Genomic DNA, 26738 nt, shown 5'->3' on the forward strand with positions numbered 1-26738 from the left:
AAGGAGGGTAGTATGTTACTCAAAAAAGTTAGCATTCACAAGTACAAGAGTTTTTTAACCGAGCAATCTTATGAAGTAGAGCCGCAAATCACACGAATTGTTGGGAAAAACGAATCCGGGAAAACTGCTTTGCTGGAAGCTCTGGCAAAATCAAATTATTTTGAAGATAATACTGAGTTCCGATTTAACAAGGACTTAGACTACCCTCGTAGTGAGCTCATAAAAGTGCGTAACGAAAATCCACCCGCCCTAACTTGTGAGTATGAATTGTCAGACGAGGATATTAGTCGTGTTGAAACCGCGTTCGCCAAAGGAATAATACCACGGAAAAATTTTTGCGTAACTTCTTTTTATGATAATACAAGCAAGGCATCAGGTGTAGAGAGTGATTTTACTGTCTTTAAGGACTGGCTAATCTCATTTTTTGGCGTTGGTGATCAAGGGAAACAGCTTATTCGGGCAGCAGATTCCTTCTCAACTTTAGAGAGTGTCGTATCTGAAAATGCAGAACTCCCCGCGATGGAACAAATCCAAGCTCAACTGGGGGAGATTAAAACAGGGGCTGGGGATTTTGAGAATAGACTTGAGGGGTACATTTACAACACGTATCTTTCTCCGGAAATTCCGAAGCTATGGTATTTCAGCGACTATTTTAGCTTGCCATGCCGAATAAACTTGGATGATTTTTCTGCGGGACAGCCAACTAATAATCTATCTCGTGAAGAGGTCAAAATTGCAAATGCTCTATTTGAGTTGAGTGGTTTGCGGGTCTCTGATATTCAAAACGAAAGTAATTTTGAAGCGTTTAAGGCGCAATTGGAGGCAACCTCCAATTCGATTACTGATGATATGTTTGAATACTGGACAACAAATCAGAATCTTGAAATTCGTTTTGAGATTGAACACGCGCCTAACGGTGTTCGATATTTGAACATCAGAATTTATAATTCAAAGCACAGAGTTACTCTGCCTTTGAAAAATCGTAGCAAAGGCTTCTTGTGGTTCTTTTCATTTTTGGTGTGGTTCAGCAAGATTCAAGGTGATAAGAAAAGTAAATATATTTTACTTCTTGATGAGCCGGGACTAAGCCTTCATGCTTCTGCGCAGAATGATTTACTACGGTTTATCGATGAGAAGCTGGCACCGGAGTATCAGGTTATATATACAACGCACTCCCCATTTATGATTGATTCTCTCAAGCTTAATGAGGTGCGAACTGTTTATGATACACAAAATCCTAAGATTGGTAGTGTTGTATCCGATGCTGTAGAGGAAAAGGATTCTGATACATTGTTTCCGCTGTAAGCGGCATTAGGATATACAATTGCCCAAAATCTATATGTTTCACCTAAAAATCTTTTGGTGGAAGGAATCTCGGATTTGGTGTACCTAAATCATTTCTCAACAATTCTCAAAGATATGGGAAAAGAGGGATTGTCTGAGGATATTACCATAGTTCCGGTAGGTGGTGCAGATAAAATTGCAACCTTTATTTCGTTAATGCGGGGCAACGAGCTATCCACGGTGTGTTTGCTTGATACCTTTACAGATCAGGCAGCCCAAGCTCGCTTGAAGCGCATGGTCGAGCAAAAAATTATCGCCGATAAAAAAATTTTGTATTACCATTCGATCGTGGGGCAAGCTTACGCCGATATTGAGGATTTATTTGACAAGGAAGAGTACCTTGTGCTGTTTAATGGAGCATTTGGAAAATCGGTTCAAATTAGTGAGCTCGATACGAATAAACCAATAATGTCGCAGTTAAAACGGCTTAACGGCAATAAGGCCTTTAACCATTATTCACCTGCAAATTATATGGCTAAGAATATTGGTAGCCTTGTATTTTCAGACGAAACAATAGGACGATTTGAAAAACTTTTTGCTATGGTCAATAGCAAGTTCGACTAAGATCGGCCTACGTCAACCCTTTGGAACAAAGGGCGCACTTCTATACTCCCCTGACGGGAGTATGTGCGCTCTGCGAGGCAGACAGCCCGGACAGCCAAATGTCCGGGCTGTTTTGCGTCACTTTGCTCCGAACAAGGGGCTGCACCCCTTGCGACGCTTGCGCGCCTATCCCAGCGGACTTTGCAGTGGAAATCGTCTGCTGGCGCAGATCATTTCCACCGCAAAGCCTGAAAATCCATATCGTTATCAAGACCGTCTACTGAAAACGTAGGCGGTCTTTTTGTATCTATCCACCCCATCATTTATCAGTCAGGAGGTTAAAATCATGCACGAAAAAGAAATTGAGAAGTTGCAAGCCGAGAAAGAGAAAATCGAACGCCAGATTGTACAGGAACAGCACATAATCCAGCGGCTTGAAAACCGCGCCGCCTACTATGCAAAGGGAGAACGGCGCAAGCGGGCGCACCGGCTTATCACCCGTGGTGCAGCCATCGAGAGCGTCGCACCGCAGACAAAGGATTTGAGCGAAAGCGCGTTTTATGCTTTTGCCGAACAGGTCTTTGCGCTGACAGACACGCAAAGATTGCTCACAAAAACCGTCAGAGATCATGCGGGAGGTGACTGAGTATCGCGTTATTTCATTTTCATGTGACGCAGATCAAGCGCAGCGCGGGGCAATCTGCTGTGGCTGCTGCCGCCTACCGTGCCGGGGAAAAGCTGCACAGCGAATACTACGGCGAGATCAGCGACTACACCCGAAAAGGCGGCGTGATCTGCTCTGAAATCCTACTCCCGTCACACGCGCCGCCTGAGTATGCAGACCGCGAAACGCTCTGGAACGCCGTAGAGAAATCCGAGCGTGGGAAGAAAGCACAGCTTGCCTACAGCTTTGACATTGCCTTGCAGAATGAGTTTTCCATGCAGGAGAACATCGATCTTGCAAGGCAATTCTTATTGGACAATTTCGTGAACTGGGGAATGGTGGCGGACTTCGCTGTGCATCAGCCAGACAAGGAGGACGGCGGCATTTCCAACCCGCACTTTCACGTCATGTGTCCCATCCGTCCCATTGAGCCGGACGGCAGGTGGGGAAACAAACAGCGGCGGGAATATGTGCTGGACGAACACGGCGAGCGTGTTCTGGACGAGGCAGGCAACTATGTGTTCAACGCTGTGCCTACAACCGACTGGGGCAAACCCGAAACGCTGGAAGCGTGGCGGCAGGCATGGGCTGACCTGTGCAATGCTAAGTTTTCCGAAAAAGGCTTAGGCTGCCGCATTGACCACCGCAGCTTTGCCCGTCAGGGTGTGGAGCAGATACCCACCCAGCACGAGGGTCCCACCGTCCGGGTAATGGAGGCAAAGGGCATCCGCACTGACAAAGGCGATCTCAACCGTTTCATTCGGAAAACAAACGCGCTGCTGCGTGAGGCAAAAGAAAAAATCGCCGCGCTGATTGGCTGGCTGAAGGACGTAAAAGCCGAGCTTGCCAAGCCCCAGCCGCCCATGCTGAATGATCTGCTGGTGCTGCATTGTAGCATCCGCAACAAGGGCGCGTACAGCAATAAGGCGAAGAACGCCAATTTGCAGCGTTACGCCGAGGCGTTCAGCTTTTTACAATCCAAAAACCTTTACACCGTGGACGATCTGGAAAATACGCTTCATGCCATGCAGGACAAGATCGATACGTTGAAAAAATCTGCATCCACAAAGCAAGCTCGTATCAAAGAAGTGGACGAGCTGCTGCGCATGGTGGATTATTAGAAGTCCGGCAAGCCAGCTGCGGACATTCTACATGGCAGATCGCAAGCTGAGACCACATTTCAAGGATGGCAAGCTGCCCATCACCGCATGGCGCAAGGAGCGCGAACAGTTGGAGCAGGAATACAAGGACATTCAAACGGAGCTTTTGCCGCTCCATGCCGACGCGAAAAAGCTCTGGGTAATTCATTACAACATCTACGAGGTGCAGCATGAACAAGAGCGCCAGAACGCCGCGACGAGGCAGAAAAAGCAGGAAATCGAACACTAAGGAGGACAATGCCTATTGAGTATCTTTGAAGCCGTCAAGCAGTCTGTGACCACCCGGCAGGCTGCGGAGCGATACGGCATCCGGGTGGAGCGAAACGGAATGTGCCGCTGCCCGTTCCATGATGACAGTACGCCCAGCATGAAGCTGGATCGCCGATATTACTGCTTCGGATGAGGTACCACCGGGGACGTGATCGACTTCGTTTCCCGGCTTCGCGGGATCGGCAGCAAGGAAGCTGCAATTCTGCTGGCACAGGATTTTGCCATTCCGTATGAGGGCAGCGCAGATAAGCAATGTAAGCCACAAAAACAGAATACCGACGAACAGAATTATCAGCACATGGAACGCTACTGCTTCCGTGTGCTGTTGGACTATTACCGACTGTTATGCCGCTGGAAGGAGGATTATGCCCCGCAGACGCCGGAGGACACGAAAGCAGGCATGATTCAGGCGTTTCTGGACAGCTACACGGGCGATACCGTCTGCTCCAAGCAGCTTTACAAGGAGGCGCTGAATCACACATTTGATGAGCCGAAGCAGTGGGAGATCCGCGAGATCAACGAGATTATGAACCAGTGCGTGACTGGCTGGACGTATTTCTCCAATCCCCGTAGCCTTGCCGGGTACGGCAGGCAAAAGGGCTGGGAGCGTGAAAGGGCTGCAACGGGCAGCGGCAACCATGCCGCAGAAATCCTGGACGGCTTTGTAGAGATTACGGAGCAGATTGAGATACCGTTCTGAAAAGCACGGCTTGTTGTAAAGCATGTTGTTGCCCTGTTGCCGGGAGAATCCCTGTCCTGTCAGGCTTTTTCTGCCGTTGACAACCAAAACAACAGAAAAATAGAAGAAAAGGAAAAACGTAAATCAACCGGTAGACCGGGTATGTTTCGAGGTTTTTGGAAGTCCGTTGCCGGACTTCGTTGCCGCCTCGCCCTGTCTGGCTATTTTTGTATGGAGGGTAAACTGCCTATGAAGGAAATCCCGATTTGGGAAAAGAGCAATCTGAGCTTGGAGGATGCTGCGGCTTACTCCGGCATTGGTATCAACAAACTGCGAGAGATCACCAACGAGGACCGGTGCAAATTCGTCCTCTGGGTGGGCAACAAGCGCCTGATTAAACGCCGCCTGTTCGATCAGTTCATCGAGCAGGCGTATTCTATTTGAAATTTGTGGTGTAAATCGGAGCCTTGATATGATACAATAAGTGTGTCATATCAAGGCTCTTTCCCTCACGGAAAGGAGTTTGACAATGTCCGAAAAACGCAAAGACAACAAGGGACGCATCCTGCGGACAGGAGAGAGCCAGAGAAAAGACCTGATTTATCAATATCGGTACACAGACATTCGCGGCAAACGGCAGACAGTGTATTCCTCCGATCTGAAAGAACTGCGGGAAAAAGAAAAGGAAATCCAGAAGCAGCTCGACGATGGCATTGATTATGCGGCTGGCAAAATCAACGTCATTCAACTGCTGGAACGCTACATCAGCATCAAACAGGGCGTGCGCTACAATACCAAGGTTGGCTATAACTTCGTGCTGAATCTGGTGAAGAAAGAAGATTTTGGCTACCGTTCCATCCGAGACATCAAGGTTTCGGACGCGCAGAAATGGATCATGAAGCTACACGAGGACGGAAAGGGATACAGCACCCTCACCAGCGTTCGGGGCGTTGTCAAACCGGCTTTCCAGATGGCGTACAATGAGGATGTGATCCGTCGGAATCCCTTTGACGTCAAGCTGGTCGATGTAGTTTCCAATGATTCACAGAAGCGCATTGCCATGACAGAGGAACAGCAGACGCTTTGGATGGATTTCATCCGGGAGGACAAGACCTACTGCAAGTATTACGACGAGTTTGTGGTGCTGCTGGGAACCGGGATGCGCATCAGCGAGTTTTGCGGGCTGACAAAGGCTGATCTGGACTTTACCGGGCGGAAAATCCGAGTAGATCACCAGCTCGTCCGAGAGCGCGGCGGCAAGTATTATGTGGAGAAAACCAAAACCGAGTGCGGCTGCCGCTACATTCCCATGACGGATGAGGTTTACCGAAGCCTACAAAATATTCTTTCCCGCCGCAAGCGCGTGAAAACGGAAACGATCATCGACGGGTACAGCGGTTTCCTTCTGCTGGACAAAAACGACAGTCCGAAGGTTGCCCTGCACATCGAGAATGAAATGTGCTGGGCAATGAAGAAGTATCAAAAACTGCACCCGGACAAGCCTCTGCCGCACATCACGCCCCATGTGTTCCGGCACACGTTCTGTACAAACATGGCGAACGCTGGCATGGACATCAAGACCTTGCAGTATGTCATGGGACAATCCGATGTGGGCGTTACACTGAATGTTTACACCCATGCGAGCTATGACCGCGCTGCCGAGCAGCTGGCAAAGATCATTGATTTCAAAGGGCTTGCCACACCGGAGCCGCAGAGAAAATCAGGTTGAAGCAATCGCAGTCACTACACCAATTACTACACCATTTGCCCGAAAATCTGTGTAGAGTTACGGAAATCTGCGTAGGTTTCCGGCATGACAGCAAAAATGAAAGAAGCGCCCAAAGCCCTGAAATATCAAGGCTTGGAGCCTTTTGAAGGGATATATAAGCAATGACAAAAATCTTATTTATCTGCCATGGCAACATCTGCCGTTCGCCTATGGCAGAGTTTTTATTGAAGGACATTGTAAAAAAGCGCGGCATTGCCGCTGATTTTGAAATTGCTTCGGCAGCGACAAGCAGGGAAGAAATCGGTAATCCCGTACATTACGGCACGCGCAACAAGCTGGCGCAGCTTGGTATCAGCGTCGCAGGCAAGCATGCAGTACAGGTAACAAAGCGTGACTACGAATATTATGATTTGCTGCTGGTGATGGACAGCAATAATATTCGTAATTTACGCAGAGTAGTCGGTGAAGATACGCAGGATAAGGTACACCTGCTTTTGGATTATACCGAGCGCAAAGGTGCCAGCATTGCCGATCCGTGGTATACCGGTGATTTTGAAGTGACTTATAATGATATCATGGAAGGTCTGGATGGCTTACTGAAGTATCTGAAATATTAAAACAAACAAAATTCCGTGTAAACCGTTAATAAGTTAACATAATTTACCATGAAAATAGATAGAGTTAAGCAAAAGCTATATTTTGCTTGTTTGTTTTGGACTGTGGTGCTACAATAAGTGTTACGGTAAAATAATATAGTTTCCAATGAAGAGAGGTTTTTAAACATGAAATTCGCAACACGTATGGAGCGTATGCAAGCTTCTGAAATCCGCGAGCTGTTAAAATTAACTGCTCAGCCTGATATTATTTCCTTTGCCGGCGGTCTGCCTGCACCGGAGCTGTTCCCTGTAGAAGAAATTGCCAAGGTTTCTCATGACCTGGTACTGAAGGAAGGTCGCCAGCTGCTGCAGTATGCAACTACCGAAGGCCGTCCGTCCCTGCGTGCAAAAATTGCTAAACGCATGGCTGATAAATATCACACCAATGTTGATCCAGATGACATTCTGATTACCACCGGTTCTCAACAATGCCTGGACTTCGCAGGCAAGCTGTTCCTGGATCCCGGCGACGTTGTTCTGTGCGAAAGCCCGTCCTACCTCGGCGCTTTGAACGCATTCAACGCTTACCAACCGAAATTTGTTGAGGTTCCGACCGATAACGGTGGTCTGATTCCGGAAGAATTGGACAAAATTCTCGAAACCACTCCAAACTGCAAATTTATCTATGTAATTCCTGACTTCCAAAACCCGACCGGTCGTACCTGGTCCATGGAACGCCGTCAAAAATTTATGGAAGTTGTTAACAAACACAACCTGCCGGTACTCGAAGATAATCCGTACGGCGAACTGCGCTATGAAGGTACTATTCTGCCGTCCTTGAAATCTATGGATACTAAAGGCTTGGTTATGTTCCTGGGTACCTTCTCCAAAATCTTCTGCCCGGGCCTGCGTCTTGGCTGGATCGCTGCAGAGCACAGCCTGCTGAGCGAGTTTGTAAAAATCAAACAAAGTGCTGACCTGCACACCTCTAACTTTGACCAAGGCGTTGCAGATGCTTACATGGAACAATATGATCTTGACGAGCATGTTAAAGAAATCGTTGCTCTGTACAAACATCGTCGTGATTTGATTCTTGAATCCATGGAGAAATACTTCCCGGCTGGCACCGAATGGACTCATCCGGAAGGTGGTCTGTTCCTGTGGCTGACCTTCCCTGAAGGCGTAAGCGCACGCAAAGTATTCAACAAATGCATCGAGATGAAGGTTGCCGGCGTTATCGGTGATGCCTTCTATCCGAACCGGAAGACTGACCGCAGCATGCGTATCAACTACTCCAACATGCCGGATGACCGCATTGTTGAAGGTATCCAACGCATGGCTAAAGCAATAAAAGAGTGCATGTAATTCTTTGATGGCTTAAGCTGTCTTGTAAATTTTACAGCTGATAAAAATTTAACCCCTGCAGAAAAATTTCTGCAGGGGTATTTTGTATATATGCTGTTTTATGCTTTAGCAGCCTTTAAGGTTCTTTCGAACAGAATGTATAAAACTCCGGCAGCCTCGTCACTGAATTTAAAGATACTGTCGGTACCATCGGTGTGATGGAAGGTTACAATGTTGATGCCGTCAAAATCAGCACCGTTGAGAACATTGAGCGGGATGTGGAAGGCGTTTTTCTTACCAATGTAAACTAAACGTTGGTTAGTAAGGAAGAACATGCCAAGCTCTTCAATAATAGTCATTTCCTCGGTGAATTTGGGATGCTCGATTTTTTCGCCATTGAAGGCAACGGTTTCGTCAATGCGGAATTTGCGTGTCAGCTCATAGTAATTGTCCTCGCGTTCTATCATTTTGTTTTGGCAGAGACCGCAGTTGGTATAGGCATGGCAGATTTCACCGGGGTTGAGCGGGAAAGCATCCTGTTTGATATCGCCTAAAGGCATATGCTCCGCATTCCACAGGCTGCGGTATTTTTCCAGAGCGCTGACAATATTATTCTTTAATTCGTAAGGGATATCCAGAGTTGCGCAGTCGGCACGCAGTGTAGCTTCTTCTTCCGGAGTATAGCGCTGCGCACTGCTGATTTCGTCAAACTTTAGATTGAAGTGAGCTTGAAAAACCTGCTTACGCATGGAAAGACTGTCTTCGTAGTCATAGCCGAATAAGTCATTCAATTGTTTTATATCCAATTTTTCGGTGCCTGCAAGCAAATCACGGCAACGGACAAAATAAGCAGCTGTTTTTGCTGCCTTATCAGCCTGCTTTGCCAGATGCGGCGGCAGCTCCAAAATTTCAGCTAAATGTGCAAGCTGTCCCCAAAGGCTGTCTTCCTTAGTCTGTACTTCGGTAAAGATAACATCCGCCAGCTTGCGGTAAATACCGCTGCGTTGGTTGAAATTATCATCGTTGAATTTTACGCCCCATTTTTTCAGAGCGTGATGTACATCATCGGCACTGACAGCTAAAGCGTCTGGTGCTGCAGCCAACAGATTGTTGAGCTCCTTCCAGCCGTTTTCGGTAGGCTTGCTGCCGAATATTTTTGATAAAAAGCCGCATTCTTCTAATTCTTGCATGCTATAAGGTTTCAAATTCTGCACTCTCCTTTACAGGCTTAAAGTCTGCATTTTGATTTTTACGCTGATAAAGTTGCCAGCGGTTTATTTTATCGCTAACAATACGAATTTAATCTAAACAATATTATACGCTAAAAGTGCATCTATTGTCTAGAAAGAAAAAACTTCGCCATTTATCTGCTGTGACTATCTGCCTGCGTTGTGTTATAATAGCAATTAGAGAGATGAGAGGGAGATAAAATGTCAATACAAGCTTTTACTTCTGACAAAAAAAGCAGCTGGAAGGCAAATTTGCCTGTATTGTGGCTGGGAGTATTTTTATGCTGCGCCAGCTATACTATGTGCATACCGTTTTTGCCTGTTTATCTGCTGCGCGAGCTGCATGTTGCTCAACCTGACGTTAACTTCTGGGCAGGTATTACCTTTGCCGTAACCTTTATGGGTTCTGCCGTGATGGCACCTTATTGGGGCGCTTTGGCTGACCATGTCGGGCAGAGAAAGATGGCGATTCGCGCCGGCTATGGCCTGGCGCTGACCTATTTTCTTACCGGCGTCTGTCAGGATGTCTATCAGCTTCTGCTTGTGCGTATTGTGTGCGGTGTTGTTGCCGGCTTTGTGCCTGCCTGCATGTCGATGGCATCTTCATCCTTACCGGAGGAGCGTATGGGCTGGGGTATGGGACTGATGCAGACTGCGGTAGCCAGCGGCACAATCATGGGACCGTTGATGGGCGGTTATCTGAGCAGCTGGTTTGGCATGCGTGCTTCGTTTTATGTAGGTAGTTTGGCCTTGTTTATTGCAACTAGTGCCGTAGTGTTTATCGTTAAGGATATGTCCGTACTCAATAAGGGGGCGCGCGAAGCAAGCAATCTGCTGGCAGATTTAAAGAACGCTTTGCATAACAAGGGCCTGCTGTATATTATGGCTATGTTCTTTGTGGTGCAGACCTGCGTAATGCTGATTCAGCCGCTGATTACATTGTACGTAGGCGAGCTGATGCATGATATGGGTGATTCTGCTATTAAGATGTCCGGTGTGATTTTCTCACTGGCCGGTATTACCGGTATTTTAGCGGCACCGTTTTGGGGAAAGCGCGGCCAGCGCTTCGGTTATGTGCGCGTTTTCTGCATTGTAACTTTTATTGCCGGTTTTATTAACCTTTTCCAGGTGTTCATCAATACTGTGTGGCAGTTTGCAGCTATCCAGTTTGTTTACGGCCTGTTCCTGGCAGGCGCTGTGCCTAATATCAATGCTAACCTGACGCGTGTTACTGCTGCCAATATGCGTGGTAAGGCCTTTGGCCTGGTTACGAGCGCGCAGCAGTTTGGCGGTGTTGTAGGACCGCTGCTTGGCGGTGCCTTGGGCAGCTTTATGAGCTCGCGTTATGTGCTTGTATTTGCCGGCTGCGTGCTTATGAGCGTAGCGGTTTACTCTTATTTCACGCATGTGCGTGGAGCGGAGCAGGAAGCTGCAAGCTAAAAGTTTATCCATATAAAATAAAAGACCGTTGCTGCAGGGAATTTGCGGCAACGGTTTTATTTTTGGAAAAATATAGAATGTTTTCTTCGGAACCATCAAGCCTTCGGTTTAGCCGTCAGCCATTGGCGTTTTTGCTCACTTTGCGGGAAAAGCTGGTGATCAAACCACATATAGAAGAAGCGTTCTGCCGGTACAATGCTGTAGCCGTCCTGCAGATGGTCGGTGGTGTCATAGGGATCTGCCATAATAAGCACATCGTCACTTGGGTGTGCTGTGCCCATGCTGTCGTAACCGATGATGACGCGCCAATGCCCGCCCCAATCGACGTTTTCTACAATAATAGGGGTATTTTTTTTCAGATTACTATCGACAAATTTAAGGAACTCCTTATAACTGTCGGGAGTTTTATCTTTAATGGAGGAATGAACCTCCCAGCCGATTTTTTCAAAGTAGTTTACCATGCCTTTAGTATTAGTGCCGACTGTTTTGCTGCTGCCCATGATTTTGGCAACGGCCAGCTCATCATCAAGCGTCTTGCCCTTGTAATATTTTACTACCATATTTGCAGCGGCAGGACCACAGGTATAATGAGTGATTTGCTGCGTAGTTGCAAATTTCGGCAGAATAGTAAGATGCTCGTCAGATTGCATATTATAGAAATCAGGATGCTTAAAATAAGGTGAGTCCTTGATATCGTGCTTGCCAACGAATTGTGCGGCACCGGCTGCCGGTGTGCTGCCGGGAGTGCCGATGGGCATAGGGGATTGCTGCAAAAGATAATTAAGGCCGCCTAAAATTACTATCAGGCAAACAATGGCCAGTAAAATGCGTTTTGTTTTCATATGTTGTCTCCTGAACTGATTTTAGCTTTGCGCTTTTGATACTTATGGACTGCTGTGAGCAGAGCGTTTTTTTCGTTGGGCAGATTGCCTGACTGCACGCGTTCCAGCAGGTAGGATAAAATATTTTTGATTTCATGCTGAGGAATAATTTGCAGCAGCTCGCGTCCGCTGACAGCAAGATCCTTGGTGCATACGGGCATGCGTGTGCGTACCAGCTCCACAACCTGACGGCCTAAAAGACGTCCTTCGGCCATCAGCTGTTCGTTCTCGCGGGCGTGGGTAGCGCCCATATCCGCAAGAAAAACCTCGACCAGCAGTTTGTAGGCCTGTGTCAGCTCTGCCTGCGTGCGGAAGCCGGAGCTGGCGGCTTCGCTGCGCACCCAGCGTAGCAGGGTGCGCTCGCCGGTTAGCAGCATAGGCGCGAAGCGCATATGCTGCGCTACCAGCCAGGTTACCAGATGTACGAAGCTTTTGTTATAGCCTAGGCGTGTCAGGATAGCCTTAGACATTTTGGCGCTTTCTGCTTCGTGGCCGGGATCGCTTGGTTGTCCTTCCTTGTTCAGCTTGCGTACATTCGGCAAACCCTTGCCTAAATCGTGCAGCACTAATGTCCAACGGATGGCTAAATCGCGCGGGCTGTTGTCGAGTGCCAGCAGTGTGTGCTCCCAGGTGTCATATAAATGAAAGCGTGGATTTTGGTGCAGACCTAAAAGATGCAGTGCTTCCGGCAGAATGGGAATGACAGTATTGTTGCCGTTTTCACGGGTATGGCAGCTTGCACCCAAAAGGCCTGTTGCCATCATCAGCATTAAGCCCTTGCCTGCATACTTAGCGGTAATGAGCTTTTCAAGCTCCTTGCGTACACGCTCCAACGAAAGGCCGGAGCAGCGTTTAACCGGAAAGCTGTAGCCATGCGGCAGGTAGTAGGGCGTGTTCGGCGCACCGCAGGCAGGCAGTGCTTCGCAGCCTGCCTGCTCATAGGTAAAGCCGAGCTGTGCCACAAAGCGGCAGGCACGCAGCATACGCAGCGCATCCTCATGAAAGCGTTGCTTAGCGTCACCTACAGTGCGTAAAATCTTCTGCTGTAAATCCTGCTGACCGCCAAAGTAGTCATACAATGTGCCGTCCAGTGATAGCGCCATAGCGTTGACAGTAAAATCACGGCGGCTCAAATCCTCGCGCAGACTGCTGCAAAACCAGGTTGCAGCAGGGCGATGCATGTCGTCATCGTTATAGCGTTCGCCACGAAAGGTTGTTACTTCGGTAGCAACGCCGTTGATAACGATGACTACGCAGCCGAAATTGTGACCTAATTGGTCAACAGTTTTCCAATCATGTTGCTTGCAAACTGCCAAAACCTGCTCAGGCAGAGCATTGGTGGTGATATCGTAATCATCCGGTGATTTACCCAAAAGCAGGTCGCGTACTGCGCCGCCGACAAGATATGCTTCATAGCCGGCAGCGTTCAAGGCAGACAGTATTTTTTTTGTATAACTGGGAAAAAACAAATCAGGCATTTTACAAATCTCCTGCCGGCTTAGTATTCTATACCATCATCCTTGAGGCGGTATTCTACATTAATACCGAAATATTCCCAAAGAATTTCCTTAAGCTCGGCACCAGTGTTAATTTTATAGCGGTACTTAACGCGACCGCCGAGGTAAAATTTTAAATAGTTGCCGCGGATGGTAATATTGCAGTCCTCGCGGAAAATAGAAAGCTTTTTGCTTTTGATAAACGGTGAGTCGGGATGTGCGTCGCACCAGAAGCTGGCGGTAATAAAGTCTTTGTCTATCTGCGGCTCTTCGGTAAAGCCAAAGAGGCGCTTCCAGATTTTGCCGCGTTCCTTCTGCCAAAGCAGCCAGCCCCAAAATTCACTGCGGGTAAATTTGTATTGGCTGATGCCGTCGCTTTGAATCAGGCCTTCAGTAATTTCCAGCGGCACACGCGGGCTTTCGCTGTTCACACCGACATCGGTAAGATAACGCTTATCGCCTAAAGCTACACACATTACGCGGTGGCGGCGCAGCTGGTAGGTTTCCATTTTATCGATAAAGCGGGCGGAATAGCTGGTCACATCAAAGCCCAGGGATTCCAAAAGCCAGTTGTAAAGTCCGTTCAGCTCAAAGCAGATGCCGCCGCGGTTGTGCATGATAACTTTATTGAACATATCCTGTCTTTTGAGCGAGGTAATTTTGCCGTTAAGACAGTCAAAATTTTCATAGGGGATATATTTGAGGTGCGCGTCCTGCAATTTAGTCAGGGTTGCTAAATTAACAGCCGGCTCGAAATCGTTGAGCTGCAGCTTGCGCAGGTATTGTTGTATTTGCAGCTTCTTCATCGGCCGTCCGTTGATATCTGCATAATTTGGCAAAGCAATCATCTCCATAATGTAATTTTCACAGCGTTGTTATAGCTATGAAAATTGTCTAATCTTCTCTCAATTATTTATTGTAACATTTATTTTGCAGGAAATAAACTATTTTGCTTTAAAGAGTGGGAATAGCATAGTCTATATCTGCACAGAGGCGACAATAAAAAGACTATTCCTATATGGAATAATTTTAATGCCAAACAAGAATAAGATAAATAAAACTACCGTTTTACAAAGTAATTCCTAAGTGTTATTATATAAATGGCGATTCTGTTATATTTAATATTCCCGTTGTTACACTCTCAAATACACTCTCAAATAAATTTTTTGGAGGTTTCCGATGGCTCTGTTATCCTTGGGTTTTTTACTGCTGGCGATAATGCTTGGTTTTATCCGTAAAATGAATACGGGTCTTTTGTGCATAGCTTTTGCCTTGCTTTTGGGACGTATGGCAGGCATCAGTGATGCGGAAATTATTAAAGGATTCAATGCGTCTTTGTTTCTGATGCTTTTGGGTGTAACTTATTTGTTCAGTTTGGCACAGATTAACGGCAGTCTGGATTTACTGGCACAAAAAGTTATTTCCTTGGCAGGTAAGCGTGTTTACCTGATTCCAATCATCATTTATGTATTCTCAATTATACTTGCTGCGCTTGGTCCCGGCTCTGTACCGACTATGGCTATAATGATGGTTTTTTCCATGTCCTTGGCAGCAGAAATGAAAATCAGTCCTGTGCTGCTTTCAACCTTAACTGTTTTGGGTTCTTGCGCCGGTGGTTTATCACCGCTTGCTGCTACCGGCATTATCGGTGCGAATCTGTGCGCAGAGTTTGGCTTAACCGGTATTGAAAATGATTTTCTTATGAATGGTATTCTTTCATTTACTATTTATGCCGTTATTATCTATATTTTGTTGGGAGGCTATAAGCTGCGTTCTGCTGCTGTGGAGCAGACAAAAGAGGTTCCTTGCTTCAATAAAAAGCAGCTTACGACTATTGCAGGTGTTGTAGTAATGGTGCTTATGGTTATGCTTTTGCGTATTAATGTCGGACTGGTCAGTTTTGCAGTTGCTGCGGTATTGTCCTTTTTACGTGTTTCCGATGAGAGCAAAGCTATCAGGCACATTCCTTGGAATACGCTGCTGCTGATTACCGGTGTCGGTGTTTTGATGCAGCTGATTATAGATCTCGGCGGTATTGAGGTGCTTTCCAATGTGCTTGTTTCGCTGATGAGCGCTAAAAGTGCTGCCGCTGTTATGGGACTTACCTCCGGAATTATGAGCTGGTTCAGCTCAAGCAGCGGTGTTGTTATGCCTACACTGCTGCCGACTGTGCCGCATGTTGCCCAGCAGCTTGGCGGGGTGAATGAGTTCGAATTGGCTTCCTCGATTACAACGATTTCACATGTCGCTGCCATCAGTCCGCTTTCTACAGGCGGTGCGTTGGCGTTGGCAGCATATGCTTCTGCCGCCAATGCTAATCAGAAGCAGCAGCAGAATCTGTTTATGAAAATGTTCGGCGTTTCTGCGCTGGGCGTTTCCGTGTTGTGTGTTTTCTCTTATTTCGGCATGTTCCATTGGCTGCTGTGAGATAGAAGCTTAATAAATTATTTTGGCCTTCGTGTATATTCAGATATGCGCGAAGGCTTTTTTGTTGCAGCAAGCATAAAAAATGCACGTTAATTACAGTAATACCAAAAAGCCGCAGACTCAGAGAAAAATCTCCTGAGCCGGCGGCTTTTTGTGTGCCTTACGGCACCATGATAAATTCTACGATAAACACTACTGCGCAGCAGCAGCAAGCCACATGAAAAAGGCTCATGCCGCGCCAGGCGGTGGCAACGCCGACGCCGAGGGCAAGAGCACCTGCAGCAGGTGTCTGCGTTTCCTGCAGGATAGCAGGAAAGGTCATTACTGCGAGCGTCGTGTAGGGGACATAATATAAAAAGGAACGGATGAAGGGATTTTTGATTTCCTTACGAATGAGTGTTAGCGGAAGCACGCGGATAGCGTAGGTAACAAGTGCCGTGACTGCAATATAAATATAAATATTGTGTTCCATCTGCTAATCCTCCTTTTGCTGGGACTGTACCGGCCTAAGCCAGGCTGCAGCTGCTGCGATGACTACAGTGAGGATAATGGTACGCGTACCGCCGGTAAGCTGTGCCAACGGCTGCAGATATGCTGCTGCGAAGCTGGCGATAAAGCTTGTGATTACAACAGTGAGAATGATACGGCTTTCGCGTGCCGGCGGAATGATAATAGCAAGGAACATGCCGAACAGTGCTACACTCAGTGCGCTGACAATGCGCTCGGGCAGCGCAGCACCGGCGATAATGCCGCAGGCTGTGCCAATCGACCAGCCGGGAATTGCTACAGCCATACCGCCATAGTAATAGTATGGATTCAAAACACCCGGACGGGAGATAGCGATACCGAAAAGTTCATCCGTTACAGCGAAGGCCATAGCCAGACGATGTAAAAAGCTTTGTGCGCTGCTAAGCCTTTGGCTAAGAGCACAGCTCATTAGCATGTAGCGTGCATTGGCGATGAGTGTGACCAGTGCTATTTCTGTATAGCTGGCGTTTTGCCCTATGAGGGTAATGGCGGCAAATTCACCGGCTGAAGTGTTGTTGAGCAGGCTTGTTAAAAAGCCCTGTAATACAGAAAGCCCGGATGTGCGGCAAATAATTCCCAGAGAAAATGCTACGGCAAAATACCCCAATCCTATGGGGATGCCATCGTGCAAGCCTTGGCGGAAGGCCACAGCATTGCTTGAAGCATTATTAGTATATACGGAATCGATGTTTTCAGTTGAAATTTGCATCATAATACACCACAACAATCGTAAGAAAATCCAAAAAACAAAAAAATCAAAATATAATAATGCCTAAATGTTGGAAAATTTACCCGTAAGCCCCAAACGGAAGGCTTACGGGTAGAAATACTTTGGTAAACGCTGAGGGGATGGCGTTTGCCGATATTTTTATTTGAGCAGTTCCTGAGCAACCAGGTGGCCCATTTCAGAGGTGGAAACCTTCTTCAGACCTTCTGCATAAAGGTCCGGAGTGCGGTAGCCCTGCTCCATAACTGCATCAACAGCTGCTTCCATAGCGTCTGCTGCTTCGTTTTGGTTCAGAGAGTAGCGCAGCATCATAGCAACACTGAGAATGGTTGCCAGCGGGTTAGCAATGCCTTGACCGGCAATATCAGGCGCGCTGCCATGGATAGGCTCGTACATGCCGGTGCCATCGCCGAGGCTGGCGCTCGGAAGCAGGCCGATGCTGCCTGCGATTGTGCTGGCTTCGTCACTGAGAATATCGCCAAAGATATTGTTGGTCAAAATAACGTCGAATTGCTTCGGATTCAGCACTAACTGCATAGCGCAGTTATCAACATAGAAATTGTTCAGCTCGATTTCCGGATAATCCTTAGCCTGCATTTCGGCAACGATTTTACGCCACATACGGCTGGAGCCCAATACATTGGCTTTGTCTACGCTGGTTACTTTACCGCGGCGTTTTTTAGCAGCTTCAAAAGCAAAACGGGCAATGCGTTCTACCTCCGGACGGGTGTAAAGCTCAACGTCGCTTGCTTCCTCAACACCGTCAGCGTTGAGGTGCGCTTCGTTGTGCTCACCGAAGTAGATGCCGCCGGTAAGCTCGCGCACGATTAAAAGGTCAGCGCCTTCGGCACGTTCCGTTTTCAGCGGAGAAAGATGAGCAGTGAATTTGGAAACGGTCATCGGGCGCAGGTTGCAGTACAGGCCCAAAGCCTTGCGGATACCAAGCAGGCCTTTTTCCGGACGGATATCCGGAGCAACATTATCCCATTTCGGTCCGCCGACAGCACCGAGCAGTACAGCGTCAGCAGCCTTAGCGCTGGCGATGGTTGCTTCCGGCAGGGGAACGCCGGTTGCGTCGATTGCACAGCCGCCGATGAGCTGATTGTCATATTCAATTTCAAAGCCGAATTTTTTGGCAGCAGCGTCGAGAACCTCTACCGCTGCATCAACTATTTCTACACCAATGCCGTCGCCGGGCAGTAAGCAAATCTTCATTATTTGTTTTCTCCTTTAATATAATTAATCAGGCCGCCGCAGTCTGCGATATGCTGGATAAATTCCGGCAGCGGTTTTGTTTTGATTGTAATGTTTTTATTAAGGATTTTGATTTCACCCTTGTTGACATCAACGTCAATTTCGTCACCGGGTTCGATCTTTTCTACGTCGGCGCCGATTTCCAGCACCGGCAGGCCGATGTTGATAGCATTGCGGTAGAAGATACGGGCAAAGCTGTCTGCTACAATGCATTTGATGCCCTTAACCTTTAATACTACCGGGGCATGCTCACGGGAGGAGCCGCAGCCGAAGTTTTTGCCGGCAACGATGTAGTCGCCGGGCTGTACGTTGGCGGCGAAGTTAATTTCCAGGTTTTCCTTCGCATCCTCCATAGCGTGTTCTGCTAATTCCTTGAAATCGGCAATGTTCAGATATCTTGCCGGAATAATAACGTCTGTATCGATGTGGTCGCCGTAACGCCAAACTTTGCTCATTTTACTACCTCCTCAGGGCTGGTGATATAACCGGTGATGGCACTGGCTGCAGCGGTATAGGGGCTTGCCAGATAAACCTCGCTGTCGACATGGCCCATGCGGCCGCGGAAGTTACGGTTAGTGGTGGAAACAGCGCGCTCGCCTGCAGCGAGGATGCCCATGTAGCCGCCCAGGCAGGGACCGCAGGTCGGAGTAGAAACGGCAGCACCGGCATCAATAAAGGTATCGATGTAACCGCGGTGCATAGCCTCCTGATAAATCTGCTGGGTTGCCGGGATGATAATCATACGCACATGGTCGCAAACCTTGTGACCTTTGAGAATTTCGGCAGCCTGCTCAAGATCCTCCAGACGGCCGTTGGTGCAGGAGCCGATGACAACCTGGTCAATTTTGATTGCATGACCTTCCTTGGCAGGATGGGTGTTTTCCGGCAGATGCGGATAAGCAACAACGGGAACAAGCTCGTCGAGCTTAATATCGAGTACGCGGGCATATTCAGCGTCTTCGTCGGCAGTAACTGCTTCCCATTCGCGTGTTACGCCGCGTTCCTTTAAGAATTCAATGGTTTTTTCATCAACAGGGAAAATACCGTTTTTGCCGCCGGCCTCAATAGCCATGTTGCAGATAGTCAGACGGTCGGCCATAGAAAGCTCGCTGACACCTTCGCCGGTAAATTCCAAAGATTGGTAACGGGCGCCGTCAACGCCAATCATACCGATGATGGTCAGGATGATGTCCTTGCCTTTAACGTATTTCGGCAGCTTGCCGGTCAGGTTAACCTTGATAGCCTGCGGAACCTTGAACCAGGAGGTGCCGCTGGCCATAGCGCAGCCGATATCGGTCTGGCCCATACCGGTGCTCAGTGCGTTGAGCGCGCCGTAGGTGCAGGTATGAGAATCGGCACCAATGATGATTTCGCCGGGAGCAACAAGGCCTTTATCCGGCAGCAGTGCATGCTCGATACCCATCTGGCCTACTTCAAAGTAGTTTTTGATTTCGTGCTTGCGGGCGAAGTCACGCATACGCTTGCACATGGTTGCGGATTTGATATCCTTGCAGGGGGAGAAATGGTCCGGAACCAGAGCAATTTTGTTTTTATCAAATACCGGCTTGCCGATTTTTTCAAATTCGTTGATAGCCGGAGGACCGGTGATATCATTAGCTAATACTAAATCTACTTGAGAAACAAGCAGGTCGCCGGCGCTTACGCTGTCGCGGTGAGCGTGCTTGGCTAAGATTTTTTGCGTCATTGTCATTCCCATAAAATTAACCTTCTTCCTTATAATAAAAATAGCCCCTATCTGCGCTTGCAGATAGGGGCGAAGTTTTTTTCGCGGTACCACCCTAAGTTGTACTTAATTTTCCCGATTAGCGAATCGGCAGCGTAACGTGCTGGAAACGTCTGCTCCTACTTGGTTCAGAGAAGCTGCTCGCGGGTGAGCTTCTTTGCCTGCTTGTTGGCGGCTTGCACCATACGCCGTCTCTCTGGATGCTGGGGCAGGTAAATTTTCCCGGTCATTGCATTTTTGTTTTTAAAATTAAAATATACACATCACTGTGTTCTTCACATTATCGCAACAATTTCGTGGTTTGTCAAGTGTGAAAATGAAAAAATGCCTAGAAAAACATTTAATGTGCATCTGAAACGGAAAAAAGTATTGCCAAAGTGCACGGGAGTGTAGGGGTATAAAAAATGCTTCTTTCAGAAAATTGCCTTTTACAGAATTTTTGTCATGCAAATAAATATACATGTATACAATTTACAATCGTAATAACGTGGTATTATAATTAAAATTACAGTCGCTGTGGAGGTCTTTAACAGAAACACTAACGGAACTGCTAATAGATTTATTGATAAAATGCTTTGAGAGGGGAATTTATTATGAATACTTCGCTGCCCAAAAAACAGGGATTGTATGATCCTTGGTTTGAACACGATGCCTGCGGTGTTGGCGTAGTTGCCAATATTAAGGGCAAGAAGTCTAATAAAATTTTACGACAGGCTTTGGTGGTTTTGCATAACATGGATCATCGCGGCGGTCAGGGAGCAGATATGAACTCCGGTGACGGTGCCGGTGTACTGCTGCAGATTCCGCATAACTTTTTTGTCAAGGAATGCGCCAAACAGTACTCAGCGAAAAGCCGCAGCTTTTATATAACTACTTTAAACAGCTCTTTGCGCAGGTAACAAATCCGCCGATTGATGCCATTCGTGAGGAGGTTTTTACGGATACAACCAGCGGTATCGGTCCGGAACTAAATCTGATTGATACGCAGCCGGAAAGCTGCCACCCTGAAGGTATTTGAGGAGGTGAAGGCATAATGGGTAAGCCGACCGGATTTATGGATTACAAGCGTGCGGAGCTTGCTTTGCGTGCCCCCGAAGAAAGAATTAAGGATTGGCAGGAAATTAAGACGAGCAGCCTGCCGCACAAGGAAGCACTGCGCTGCCAAGCAGCGCGCTGTATGGATTGCGGTGTTCCCTTTTGCCATAGCGGTGTAATGATTAACCGCATGGTTTCAGGCTGTCAGCTGCACAATCTGATGCCGGAATTTAATAATCTTGTTTACCACGGGATGGATGATTATGCCTATGCCCGTCTGAATAAAACCAATAATTTCCCGGAATTTACATCTCATGTCTGCCCGGCTCCCTGCGAGGGTGCCTGCACAGCTGGTGCTTTTGGCTATGGGCTTTGTGGGCAGCGAAGAGCGAATGTTTGAGGAATTCAAGTTGGCGAAGGCACCTAACGGCAGCATAGCGGCCGATGACAGCAGCTATGCGACCAGCGTACCCGGTGTTTTTGCCGCCGGTGACGCACGTCGCGGACAGAGTCTGGTGGTGTGGGCTATTGCCGAAGGGCGTGGTGCCGCACATGTAGTTGATAAATTTTTGCAGAAATAAGCAATACGGTTCTCCTTTTCTTTTATAGATGTGCTTGCAGCTTTTGTATATATGAAAAATAGCTGCAGGCACATTTTTTATTAGCTGTAGCCTTGAAATAGGTAACGGCTACAGCAATGCACCATCTGCGTCATATAAATCAGAAGTGAAATCTTCGCAAACTCAAAGCTTTTCTGCGGATTTGATTGTTACCACGTTGCACTTTCCCTGCAAGATAAGCTATAATATAGATAAATATACCTAGCAATAGCTAAATTTACGATATAGGAGAAAACAAAATGTTTATTGACAGAGCGAGAATTTATGTAGAAGCAGGCGATGGCGGCGACGGCATGAGCAGCTTTCGCAGAGAAAAATTTGTAGAAAAGGGTGGCCCGAACGGCGGTAACGGCGGTCGCGGCGGTGACGTTGTCCTGATTGCTGATAAAAACCTTAATACCCTGATTGACTTCCGTTACAAGAGAAAGTATGTTGCTAAGCGCGGCGGTCAGGGCGGTACCAAAAACTGCACCGGTGTACGCGCTGATACCGTATTCGTTAAGGTGCCGATGGGCACCTTGGTACGTGACGATGCTACCGGCGCCGTTATGGCAGACCTTGTTGAGGACGGCCAGACCTATACGGCTGCTAAAGGCGGCCGCGGCGGCAAGGGCAATGCCTGCTATGTTACCAGCACCAACCGTGCTCCGACCTTTGCCGAAAAGGGCGAACCCGGCGAAAACCGTTGGCTGAAGCTGGAGCTGAAGCTGCTGGCTGACGTTGGCCTGGTAGGCTATCCCAGTGTAGGCAAGTCCAGCATTATCGCACAGGTGAGCGCTGCTCGCCCTGAAATTGCTGCCTACCATTTTACAACGCTGTCCCCGGTTTTGGGCGTAGTACGTTTGGATGAGGAGCGCAGCTTTGTATTGGCGGATATCCCCGGTTTGATTGAAGGTGCGCATGAGGGTGTAGGTCTTGGCCATGACTTCCTGCGTCACGTAGAGCGTACTAAGGTACTGCTGCATATTGTTGACGTTGCTGGCGTTGACGGCCGTGATCCGATTGAGGATTTTGACAAAATCAATACAGAGCTGGCAGAATACAGCGAGCGTCTGGCACGTCGTAAGCAACTGGTTGTTGCCAACAAAATGGACCTGCCGGAAGCGCAGGAAAACTTTGAGCGCTTAAAGGAATACGTTGAAGCTAAAGGCTACGAAATCTGTAAGGCAAGTGCTGCTACTGGCGAAGGCTTGCGTGAGCTGATGTTTAAGGCTTACGACCTGCTGCTGCAGTATGTTCCCGAGGAGGATGAAGAAGACCTGGCACGCTTCGACGAGATTGATCCGGACAGCTATGAAATTGTTGTCGGCAACGATACCGACTGGGAGGTTCGCGGCAAGAATATCGAGCGTCTTGTTGCTATGACTAACTTTGATAACGACGAAGCACTTTACCGCTTCCAGCTGATCTGGAAACGTCTTGGCATTGACGAGGCGCTGAAGGAGAAAGGCGTACAGGAAGGTCAGAGTGTGCGTATTAGGGATATGGTTTTCGACTATAAAGACTGAGACTGCGGATAACGCACCGTCGAGCGTCATGAAAATTCCTCGACGTATATAAGGACGCAGATAATGCACCATCTGCGTCATGAAGCCTCCTAGACGTACAATGCAGTACGTCGTCGTCGACTTCATTTAGCATCTGATACATTCTATGCGTCCTTAGGGAGTATGCCGTTGTAAACTGTATTTAGTAACTGATACATCCTATGTGTCCTTGGAGAAAGCTATGTATTGCGGATAACGCACAAAAAAACTAGAACTGCAGGTGAGGGGAAATGTTAAACAATGAAGCAAGCCGTGAGGCTTTAAAAAAGGCTAAGCGTATTGTCATCAAGGTTGGTACGAGTACGATTACCTATGCCAACGGCAAGCGCAATTTTAGTCAGATTGATCGTCTGGCACGTGAAATCAGCGATTTGCAGAATCAGGGCAAGGAAATGATTCTGGTTACCAGCGGTGCCGTGGCTGTGGGCGTGGACCGCATGGGCTTGCCCGGAAAACCCAAAACTATTCCCGGCAAGCAGGCCGCTGCTGCCGTAGGCCAGGGCGTTCTGATGCACACCTACGAAAAATTCTTTGCCGATTACGGTCAGATTGTGGCGCAGGTGCTGATTACCAAAACAGAGGCTATTGACCGCCACCGTTATACCAATACACGTAATACTTTTATGGAGCTGATGCGTCAGCGTGTTATCCCTATCGTCAACGAAAATGACGTTGTGGCACTTGATGAGCTTAAAATCGGCGATAACGATAATATGTCTGCTCTTGTTGCAGGCATTGTGGATGCTGACCTTGTTATCATTCTTTCTGATGTGGACGGCCTGTATACCGCTAATCCGCAAACGCATCCGGACGCTGTGATTGTGCCCGAAGTTGCGGAAATCACTCCGGAGATTGAAGCAAGTGCCGGCGGTGTAGGCTCTTCTCGTGGTACAGGCGGCATGGCTACCAAGATTCAGGCTGCCAAGGCTGCGACGAGCAGCGGCATTCATCTGGTGATTGCCAGCGGTACCGAAAAGAATGCCATTACCCGCGTGCTGCAGGGCGAAGAGCTGGGAACCTTGTTCGTCAGCCGTGAAAACCGTCTGCAGTTCCGCAAGCGCTGGTTGGCCTTTGGTGCAAAGATTGCCGGCAGCATTGTTGTGGATGACGGTTGCGCCAAGGCTATCCGCAAGGCCGGCGGCTGCAGTATTCTGCCGGCAGGCGTATTTGCCGTGCAGGGTGAATTTTTGCCGGGCAGTACGGTGAGCGTTATCGACAAGGATGCGCACGAGCTGGCACGTGGCTTAGTGCATTATTCTTCTGCCGAGCTGGAGCAGATTAAGGGCTGCAATTCCGGCGAGATTGCAAATATTCTTGGACATAAAAATTTTGATGAGGTTATCCATCGCGATGACCTGGTTATTTTATAAGGCAGGGTGAGGATTATGGCAACGTATGAATTGGTTCAGGCTAAGGCGCAGGCTGCAAAGCAGGCTGCGGCAAAGCTTGCCGTTACTTCTACCGCAGTTAAGAATGCGGCACTTTTGGCGATGGCTGCTGCGCTGGAGGCACAGCAGGCTGAAATTTTGGCTGCAAATGAGCGTGATATGACTGCTGCTGCAGCCAAGGGCATGAAAAGCTCTATGCTGGACCGACTGAAGCTGACTGCCGAGCGCATCAGCGGTATGGCAGACGGCTTGCGTCAGGTAGCAGGTCTGGCTGATCCTGTTGGTAATGTTATTGACGGCAAAACTCTGCCTAACGGTCTGCATATTACCAAAATTCGCGTTCCCTTGGGCGTTATCGGTATTATCTACGAGGCGCGTCCCAACGTTACTGCGGATGCCGCAGGCCTTTGCCTGAAGTCCGGCAATGCTGTTATCCTTAAGGGCGGCAGCGAGGCGATGGAGTCCAACAAGACTGTGGCTGCAATTTTGGCGCAGGCTGCTGAGGGTGCAGGCATTCCCGCTGGCTCTATTCAATTTATTGATACCAGTGACAGACAGGCTGTGCAGGATTTAATTCATATGAATGGTCTTGTGGATGTGGTTATTCCGCGCGGCGGTGCCGGCCTGATTCAGGCGGTAGTGCGTAATGCCAGCGTGCCGGTTATCGAAACAGGTGCGGGCGTATGCCATACCTATGTTGACAAGGATGCCGATGTGGAGATGGCGATGAAAATTGCTTTCAACGCTAAGGTGCAGCGTCCTTCCGTATGCAATGCGATGGAAACACTGCTGGTGCATAAGGATATTGCGGATAAATTCTTGCCGATGATGCTGATGATGTATAATTCCTCCGCCGTAGAAATACGCGGTGACGAGGCTGTGCAGGAGTACAGCGGTCAGGTGCATCCGGCAACGGAAGAAGACTGGTCTACGGAATACGGCGATTTGCGTCTTTCCGTCAAGATTGTGGACAGCATTGAGGAGGCCATGGCGCATATTGCCAAATACGGTACCGGTCACAGCGAATGTATTGTTACGAATAATTATCAGGCGGCACAGCTTTTCCAATATACTGTGGATGCTGCTGCTGTTTATGTCAATGCTTCTACCCGTTTTACCGACGGCAACGAATTCGGCTTCGGTGCGGAAATCGGCATCAGCACACAAAAGCTGCATGCCCGCGGACCTATGGCACTGCCGGAGCTTACGAGTACGAAGTATCTGATTAACGGTAACGGTCAGGTGCGCAAATAAGCTCACATGTAACTGTGTTGCTGAATGGTTAGCAATGAAAAACTTCAGTAATGGTTTTAATTACTCGGGGCTGACGCAATGCCGGCACCTGAATCTTAATAAAGCATAATACTTACCGAAAACCCGCTTCAATGGCGTAAGCCGGCGAAGCGGTGTTTTGCTTTTGCAGGAAAGCTGTCGGATGCAGGTAAAATTCACATTTTTGCACTGATTTTTATTGCCTGAGGTATATGCTTTAAGTGTAAAATTTGATATAATTAATTGGATAAGATTGCTTTGTTGCTATTGCACAATTTAGGAAGCTGGAGGGAACTCTTTTGGAAGAATTGTATCGTGAAGAATCTGGAACAAGTACGCAAAGAAAAATCTTTGCAGTGATTGCCTTGCTTATGATTGCGAGCCTTTATTGGCATGAATGGACCTGGCTGCAGGAACATAGACGCTTTGATATGCTGGGCTGGGGTATGGATACAGTGCTTTTGGCTCTGTGGATTTGGCGTGTAGCCTTTGGCTATACTCTGATACTCTACAAGGATATGAAGCTTGAGGTAATCAGCCACGGCTTAGGCTTTATTAAACGCAGTTATGTTGTTGACCTGACCCGTACAGAAAGCTTTACCGATAAATATGTAAAGAGCTTTTTCCGCAAAACAGCGATTAAACATTATATCCATCGCTATAATTCACTTGATGAAAATCCGCAGCGCTTGCTGGTATTTACCGAAGGCAAGAAAAATAAGCTGGCGGGTTTGCTGTTTAAATCCAGTGATGAGTTTGTCCGTGTATTGCGTAAAGAAATGCCGGATAAATTCATTCAGCTTTAATTGATGATTGTTTTG

The 26738-nt window shown here is 47.9% G+C and carries 23 protein-coding genes, 6 pseudogenes and 1 other annotated feature; of the genes and pseudogenes, 20 read left to right on the forward strand and 9 right to left on the reverse strand.

Annotated elements, in window-relative coordinates; genetic code table 11:
• The first annotated feature begins 12 nt into the window (after positions 1-12).
• From KAH19_RS06630 to KAH19_RS06670, 10 genes and pseudogenes are all read left to right on the forward strand, one after another.
• A complete protein-coding gene (locus KAH19_RS06630; RefSeq protein WP_210683926.1) occupies positions 13-1305 on the forward strand; it encodes an AAA family ATPase in 1293 nt (430 codons plus the stop codon).
• Between the two features lie 57 nt (positions 1306-1362).
• Positions 1363-1908, forward strand: coding sequence for a TOPRIM nucleotidyl transferase/hydrolase domain-containing protein (locus KAH19_RS06635; RefSeq protein ID WP_371816679.1), 546 nt, complete (start codon positions 1363-1365; stop codon positions 1906-1908).
• A 325-nt stretch (positions 1909-2233) separates the two neighbouring features.
• Positions 2234-2533, forward strand: coding sequence for a DUF3847 domain-containing protein (locus KAH19_RS06640; protein ID WP_210683928.1), 300 nt, complete (start codon positions 2234-2236; stop codon positions 2531-2533).
• Positions 2534-2535: 2 nt separating this feature from the next.
• Positions 2536-3940: pseudogene (mobQ, locus tag KAH19_RS06645) on the forward strand (MobQ family relaxase).
• Positions 3941-3955: 15 nt separating this feature from the next.
• Positions 3956-4369: pseudogene (locus KAH19_RS11085) on the forward strand (CHC2 zinc finger domain-containing protein); the annotation flags it as partial.
• A pseudogene (locus KAH19_RS10960) lies at positions 4358-4681 on the forward strand (virulence-associated protein E); the annotation flags it as partial. The pseudogenes KAH19_RS11085 and KAH19_RS10960, both read left to right, overlap by 12 nt.
• 228 nt (positions 4682-4909) lie before the next feature.
• Positions 4910-5104: an excisionase gene (locus KAH19_RS06655; RefSeq protein WP_246869322.1), complete on the forward strand. Its 195-nt coding sequence runs from the start codon at positions 4910-4912 to the stop codon at positions 5102-5104.
• 85 nt (positions 5105-5189) lie between these two features.
• A complete protein-coding gene (locus KAH19_RS06660) occupies positions 5190-6389 on the forward strand; it encodes a tyrosine-type recombinase/integrase (RefSeq protein WP_210683929.1) in 1200 nt (399 codons plus the stop codon).
• Between the two features lie 161 nt (positions 6390-6550).
• Positions 6551-7006: a low molecular weight protein-tyrosine-phosphatase gene (locus tag KAH19_RS06665; RefSeq protein ID WP_210683930.1), complete on the forward strand. Its 456-nt coding sequence runs from the start codon at positions 6551-6553 to the stop codon at positions 7004-7006.
• A 165-nt stretch (positions 7007-7171) separates the two neighbouring features.
• Positions 7172-8350, forward strand: a complete 1179-nt coding sequence (locus tag KAH19_RS06670; RefSeq protein WP_210683931.1) for a PLP-dependent aminotransferase family protein — start codon at positions 7172-7174, stop codon at positions 8348-8350.
• Between the two features lie 98 nt (positions 8351-8448).
• Here the strand turns inward: KAH19_RS06670 and KAH19_RS06675 are convergent, their stop codons facing one another.
• Positions 8449-9534, reverse strand: a complete 1086-nt coding sequence (locus KAH19_RS06675) for a hypothetical protein (RefSeq protein ID WP_210683932.1) — start codon at positions 9532-9534, stop codon at positions 8449-8451.
• A 225-nt stretch (positions 9535-9759) separates the two neighbouring features.
• Here KAH19_RS06675 and KAH19_RS06680 point away from each other — a divergent pair, with 225 nt between their 5' ends.
• Complete coding sequence (locus KAH19_RS06680) at positions 9760-10998, forward strand: MFS transporter (RefSeq protein ID WP_210683933.1); 1239 nt, start codon at positions 9760-9762, stop codon at positions 10996-10998.
• 95 nt (positions 10999-11093) lie between these two features.
• On the opposite strand, the gene KAH19_RS06685 is transcribed toward KAH19_RS06680, so the two are convergent.
• From KAH19_RS06685 to KAH19_RS06695, 3 genes are read right to left on the reverse strand one after another with little or no spacing between them, the layout of a single operon-like run.
• Entirely contained in the window at positions 11094-11840 is a 747-nt protein-coding gene (locus KAH19_RS06685; RefSeq protein WP_210683934.1) for a C39 family peptidase, read from the reverse strand.
• Entirely contained in the window at positions 11837-13357 is a 1521-nt protein-coding gene (locus tag KAH19_RS06690; protein ID WP_210683935.1) for a CCA tRNA nucleotidyltransferase, read from the reverse strand. The genes KAH19_RS06685 and KAH19_RS06690 overlap by 4 nt, the downstream gene beginning before the upstream one ends.
• 20 nt (positions 13358-13377) lie before the next feature.
• Positions 13378-14223, reverse strand: a complete 846-nt coding sequence (locus KAH19_RS06695) for an arylamine N-acetyltransferase (protein WP_246869458.1) — start codon at positions 14221-14223, stop codon at positions 13378-13380.
• Positions 14224-14554: 331 nt separating this feature from the next.
• Between KAH19_RS06695 and KAH19_RS06700 the strand changes: the two genes are divergently transcribed.
• Positions 14555-15802 carry an SLC13 family permease gene (locus tag KAH19_RS06700; RefSeq protein WP_210683937.1) on the forward strand — a complete coding sequence of 416 codons (1248 nt, stop codon included), beginning with the start codon at positions 14555-14557 and terminating at the stop codon, positions 15800-15802.
• Positions 15803-15962: 160 nt separating this feature from the next.
• Here KAH19_RS06700 and KAH19_RS06705 read toward each other — a convergent pair whose 3' ends face one another.
• The 5 genes from KAH19_RS06705 to leuC form a co-directional block, all read right to left on the reverse strand.
• Complete coding sequence (locus KAH19_RS06705; RefSeq protein ID WP_210683938.1) at positions 15963-16274, reverse strand: AzlD domain-containing protein; 312 nt, start codon at positions 16272-16274, stop codon at positions 15963-15965.
• Positions 16275-16277: 3 nt separating this feature from the next.
• Complete coding sequence (locus tag KAH19_RS06710; RefSeq protein ID WP_210683939.1) at positions 16278-17042, reverse strand: AzlC family ABC transporter permease; 765 nt, start codon at positions 17040-17042, stop codon at positions 16278-16280.
• 156 nt (positions 17043-17198) lie between these two features.
• On the reverse strand, positions 17199-18272 hold the full coding sequence (gene leuB / locus KAH19_RS06715; protein WP_210683940.1) for a 3-isopropylmalate dehydrogenase: 1074 nt from the start codon (positions 18270-18272) through the stop codon (positions 17199-17201).
• Positions 18272-18766: a 3-isopropylmalate dehydratase small subunit gene (locus KAH19_RS06720; protein WP_210683941.1), complete on the reverse strand. Its 495-nt coding sequence runs from the start codon at positions 18764-18766 to the stop codon at positions 18272-18274. Before KAH19_RS06720 ends, leuB begins: the two co-directional genes overlap by 1 nt.
• Complete coding sequence (gene leuC / locus KAH19_RS06725) at positions 18763-20028, reverse strand: 3-isopropylmalate dehydratase large subunit (protein ID WP_021720499.1); 1266 nt, start codon at positions 20026-20028, stop codon at positions 18763-18765. Before leuC ends, KAH19_RS06720 begins: the two co-directional genes overlap by 4 nt.
• Before the next feature lie 50 nt (positions 20029-20078).
• Positions 20079-20294, reverse strand: a binding site (T-box leader).
• Positions 20295-20648: 354 nt separating this feature from the next.
• On the opposite strand from leuC, the pseudogene KAH19_RS06730 reads away from it, so the two are divergent.
• The 8 genes and pseudogenes from KAH19_RS06730 to KAH19_RS06765 all read left to right on the forward strand — a co-directional run.
• Positions 20649-20891: pseudogene (locus KAH19_RS06730) on the forward strand (glutamate synthase); the annotation flags it as partial.
• Positions 20892-20893: 2 nt separating this feature from the next.
• Positions 20894-21055 (forward strand): annotated as a pseudogene (locus KAH19_RS11090) (glutamate synthase central domain-containing protein); the annotation flags it as partial.
• Positions 21056-21088: 33 nt separating this feature from the next.
• A pseudogene (locus KAH19_RS06740) lies at positions 21089-21445 on the forward strand (glutamate synthase); the annotation flags it as partial.
• 37 nt (positions 21446-21482) lie between these two features.
• Positions 21483-21671 carry a hypothetical protein gene (locus KAH19_RS06745; RefSeq protein ID WP_246869323.1) on the forward strand — a complete coding sequence of 63 codons (189 nt, stop codon included), beginning with the start codon at positions 21483-21485 and terminating at the stop codon, positions 21669-21671.
• 278 nt (positions 21672-21949) lie between these two features.
• On the forward strand, positions 21950-23218 hold the full coding sequence (gene obgE / locus KAH19_RS06750; RefSeq protein WP_210683946.1) for a GTPase ObgE: 1269 nt from the start codon (positions 21950-21952) through the stop codon (positions 23216-23218).
• Positions 23219-23487: 269 nt separating this feature from the next.
• The gene (gene proB / locus KAH19_RS06755) at positions 23488-24627 is read left to right on the forward strand and encodes a glutamate 5-kinase (RefSeq protein ID WP_210683947.1); all 1140 of its coding nucleotides are present in this window, start codon (positions 23488-23490) and stop codon (positions 24625-24627) included.
• A 15-nt stretch (positions 24628-24642) separates the two neighbouring features.
• Positions 24643-25899, forward strand: coding sequence for a glutamate-5-semialdehyde dehydrogenase (locus tag KAH19_RS06760; protein WP_210683948.1), 1257 nt, complete (start codon positions 24643-24645; stop codon positions 25897-25899).
• 317 nt (positions 25900-26216) lie between these two features.
• Positions 26217-26723 carry a hypothetical protein gene (locus KAH19_RS06765; RefSeq protein WP_009145328.1) on the forward strand — a complete coding sequence of 169 codons (507 nt, stop codon included), beginning with the start codon at positions 26217-26219 and terminating at the stop codon, positions 26721-26723.
• Positions 26724-26738: the final 15 nt, after the last annotated feature.

It is taken from the genome of Phascolarctobacterium sp. Marseille-Q4147 (assembly GCF_017968825.1).
Taxonomy (GTDB): Bacteria; Bacillota; Negativicutes; order Acidaminococcales; family Acidaminococcaceae; genus Phascolarctobacterium_A.